Annotated in this window: 3 protein-coding genes; all 3 read left to right on the top strand. The window is 59.1% G+C overall.

Features of this window, described 5'->3' with window-relative positions; genetic code table 11:
- Window positions 1-855 (top strand): hydantoinase/oxoprolinase family protein (locus ABX749_RS26455; protein ID WP_372898645.1); only part of this gene is annotated, 855 nt, incomplete at its 5' end.
- A gap of 95 nt (window positions 856-950) precedes the next feature.
- Complete coding sequence (locus ABX749_RS26450; protein WP_372898644.1) at window positions 951-1,526, top strand: protein kinase; 576 nt, start codon at window positions 951-953, stop codon at window positions 1,524-1,526.
- Complete coding sequence (locus ABX749_RS26445; protein ID WP_372898643.1) at window positions 1,523-3,256, top strand: carbamoyltransferase; 1,734 nt, start codon at window positions 1,523-1,525, stop codon at window positions 3,254-3,256. Before ABX749_RS26450 ends, ABX749_RS26445 begins: the two co-directional genes overlap by 4 nt.
- Window positions 3,257-3,467: the final 211 nt, after the last annotated feature.

Raw genomic sequence — 3,467 nt, 5'->3', positions numbered from 1 at the left:
GCCTATCCCGATGCCTCACGCGTCGTGGTGACGATGACCGGCGAGCTGGCGGATTGTTTTCTAGATCGTTGCGTCGGCGTGCAACACATCGTCGATCAGGTCTGCCGTGCGGTGAAGCAATGTGGATGTTCGTCGCCGCTCTTTTATGCCGTCGATGGACACGTTCATTCCGCGGCGTGGGCGATGGAACACGTCGATCTGATTGCCGCGGCCAATTGGCATGCGCTGGCGAAGTGGGGCGCCCGACGTTTCGCGTCGCAGTTGTCCGGGGGCGGATTGCTGGTCGATATCGGGTCCACCACGACCGATCTGATTCCGCTGTGTGACGGTGGAGTGGCAACCGCAAGCCGGACCGATTTTGATCGGTTGTCCGAAGGCACGCTCGTTTACCTCGGCGGCGGGCGGACTCCGGTTTGTGCGTTGGTCGATCACTTGGATTGGCAGGGGCATCCAGTTGCGGTGATGCGTGAAGTGTTTGCCACGATGGATGACGTGCGGTTGTTGTTGGGGTACCAGCCTGGCGACGCTTCGGATTGCCGCAGCGCCGATGGCAAACCACGCGACGCCTTTCATGCCGCCAATCGAATCGCACGGATGATCGGGCTGGACCACCGAACCGTTGACGTGGAAAACGCGAAACAACTGGCGATCCAAGTGCACCAGCGGGCCCAGGCGATCGTCTCCGAGGCGATTGCGGCGTTCGGCGGGCGTGGCCCCCTGGTCGTCAGCGGGCACTGCAGCGATTTACTTCCCACCGATAGCGATGGCCGCCAACGGATTTCACTTCCCGCGATTTTGGGTGATGATGTTTCTCGTTGCGCACCGGCCTTTGCGGTTGCGCACCTTGTGGGATAGGCTTCCAGCCTGTGCATTGAATCTGCCGCGGGCAGAAAACGTCTTCCTTCCCATTTTCGGTAGCGGTTGCCACCCTTTCATCGCCACCACCAACCATGCGACGAGTCATCAAAATCGGCGGGAGTCTGTTGTTGCGAGACGCGCTCTCGGATTCGATTCAGGCATGGGCCGTGAGACAACCGCCCGCACAAACGATCGGGATTGTCGGTGGCGGTGAATTGATCGATGCGGTGCGTCGTTTGGATGCCGCCTTCCCCAGTCCATCGAGCTGGCTGCATTGGCAGTGCGTCGGACTGTTGCGGACGACGTTCGAGTGGCTGGGCCCGCAGTTGGATGGATGGCAACTCGAATCGACTCCCGAGCAGTTTGAGCGACTGAAACGCAGTTCAGAGTGTCACTGCCATCTGGTCGCGGTCGACGCGTTCTATCATGCCGCGACAGAAACACCCTTGCCCGAAGACTGGACGACGACGACGGACGCGATTGCGGGTTGGTTGTCCATTTTGGTCGGTGCCGATGAGTTGGTGCTGCTAAAATCCTGTGACGTCGACGCGTCACGTTCGCTGGCTGAATTGGCCGGCCAAGGTGTTGTCGACGCTGCTCTTGCGTTGTTGGCCGACCAGTTGCCGCCGATTCGCTTTGTCAACCTTGCCGCCGAGGCCGATCGATGACGGCAATCTTGGGTCTGTCCGCTTTCTATCACGATTCCGCCGCGGTCCTTTTGATCGATGGCGAAATCGTTGCCGCGGCGCAGGAAGAACGTTTCACTCGCAAAAAGCATGACGCGGCATTTCCGATCCACGCGATCGAGTTTTGTTTGCAGCGGGCGGGGATCACCGCCGACGAACTGGACCATGTCGGTTTTTATGAAAAGCCGCTGTTGAAATTCGACCGACTGTTGGAAACCTATCTGTCGTTCGCGCCGCGGGGATTCCGGTCGTTTTGGAAAGCGATGCCCGCGTGGATGACGGAGAAGCTACATCTGAGACGCGAGATCCGACGCGGACTTGGAAATGGTTTCAAACGCCGCATCGCGTTCTGTCATCACCACCAGTCTCACGCGGCCAGCGCGTTCTTTCCATCGCCCTTTGATCAGGCCGCGATTTTGACGATGGACGGCGTCGGTGAATGGGCCACGACCACGATGGGCGTCGGACAGGGGAACAAGATCCAACTGACCGATGAAATCCGGTTCCCCCACTCGCTCGGATTGCTGTACTCCGCATTCACGTACTACTGCGGTTTTCGCGTCAACTCCGGCGAATACAAGTTGATGGGCTTAGCACCCTACGGGCAACCGAAGTACGTCGATGTGATCAAAGACCGGTTGTTGACGATTCATGAAGACGGTTCGTTCCATCTGAATCTGGACTACTTCGGATACTGCCAGTCGTTGCGGATGACGACGCCGAAGTTTCATCGATTGTTCGGCCGACCGCCGCGGCAGCGCGACAGCGAGATCGAGGATCTGGACCGCGACTTGGCCGCTTCGATCCAGGTGGTGACCGAAGAGATCGTGCTGCGTTCGGCACGTCACCTGTACGAAAAAACAAAGTCCAGCAACCTGTGCTTGGCCGGCGGCGTGGCGCTCAACTGTGTCGCCAATGGGCGCGTGCTTCGCGAAGGCCCGTTCGATTCGATCTGGATCCAACCGGCCGCAGGAGATGCCGGCGGCGCGTTGGGCGTCGCGCAGTTCATCTGGCATCAATTGCTGGACAAGCCGCGACAGCCGACCGAAAGCGACTCACAACGCGGCAGCCTGCTCGGGCCGGAGTCTTCGAGCGATCAAGTGCAGTCGGTGCTTGATCGGCAGGGGGCGGTCTATGAAGTGATCTCCGATCCGGCAGAACTCGATCGGCGGACGGCCGCGCTGTTGGCCGAGGGGCTGGTGGTGGGGCGGTATGCCGGTCGGGCGGAATTCGGACCGCGGGCGCTGGGCAATCGCAGTATCCTCGGCGACCCCCGTTGCAGTGACATGCAGTCGACAATGAATTTGAAGATCAAGTTTCGTGAATCGTTTCGCCCCTTCGCACCCGTCGTCTTGCTCGATCACGTCGGTGAGTTTTTTGATTTGGCCGATGGACACACCAGCCCCTACATGTTGTTGGTCTGTCAAACGAGAACCGACGCGCTGCCCGCGGTCACCCATGTCGATGGATCGGCGCGCGTGCAAACCGTCGACAAAGAAAAGAACCCGCGGTTCGAAGCGTTGCTCGCTGAGTTCCATCGGCAAACCGGCTGCCCCGTGCTGATCAACACCAGTTTCAACGTCCGCGGTGAACCGATCGTCGGATCGCCGGAGGATGCGTTTCGGTGCTTCATGAAGACCGAGATGGACGCGCTCGTCCTTGAAGATTGTTTGCTGGTGAAGGAACGGCAGCGCGGGGGGAAGGCAGGGTGATGGGGGCAAAACGATGAGGGCAAAACGATGGGGAACTGCCAAAGTCGTATGATAGAAATAGGCGTAGATTTGGAATCGTTTCAGCGGGATCAGCTTTTCTGCCTTTTATTGTTTTGCCCCCATCGTTTTGCCACCCCACTTAGCCTGCGACGTCAACCAACTCCACGAAACCTCCGTGCCACGGCAGTTCACAATGAAACCACCCACAGAT

The organism is Stieleria sp. (genome assembly GCF_041595215.1).
Taxonomy (GTDB): Bacteria; Planctomycetota; Planctomycetia; order Pirellulales; family Pirellulaceae; genus Stieleria; species Stieleria magnilauensis.
The sequence above is the reverse complement of the archived record's forward strand: the minus strand, read 5'-3'. Positions and strand labels throughout refer to the sequence as shown.

Excerpts from the sequence above, each read along its gene's own strand:
- ABX749_RS26450 (WP_372898644.1), top strand. The coding sequence starts at position 951 with ATGCGACGAGTCATCAAAATCGGCGGGAGTCTGTTGTTGCGAGACGCG.
- ABX749_RS26445 (WP_372898643.1), top strand. The coding sequence starts at position 1,523 with ATGACGGCAATCTTGGGTCTGTCCGCTTTCTATCACGATTCCGCCGCG.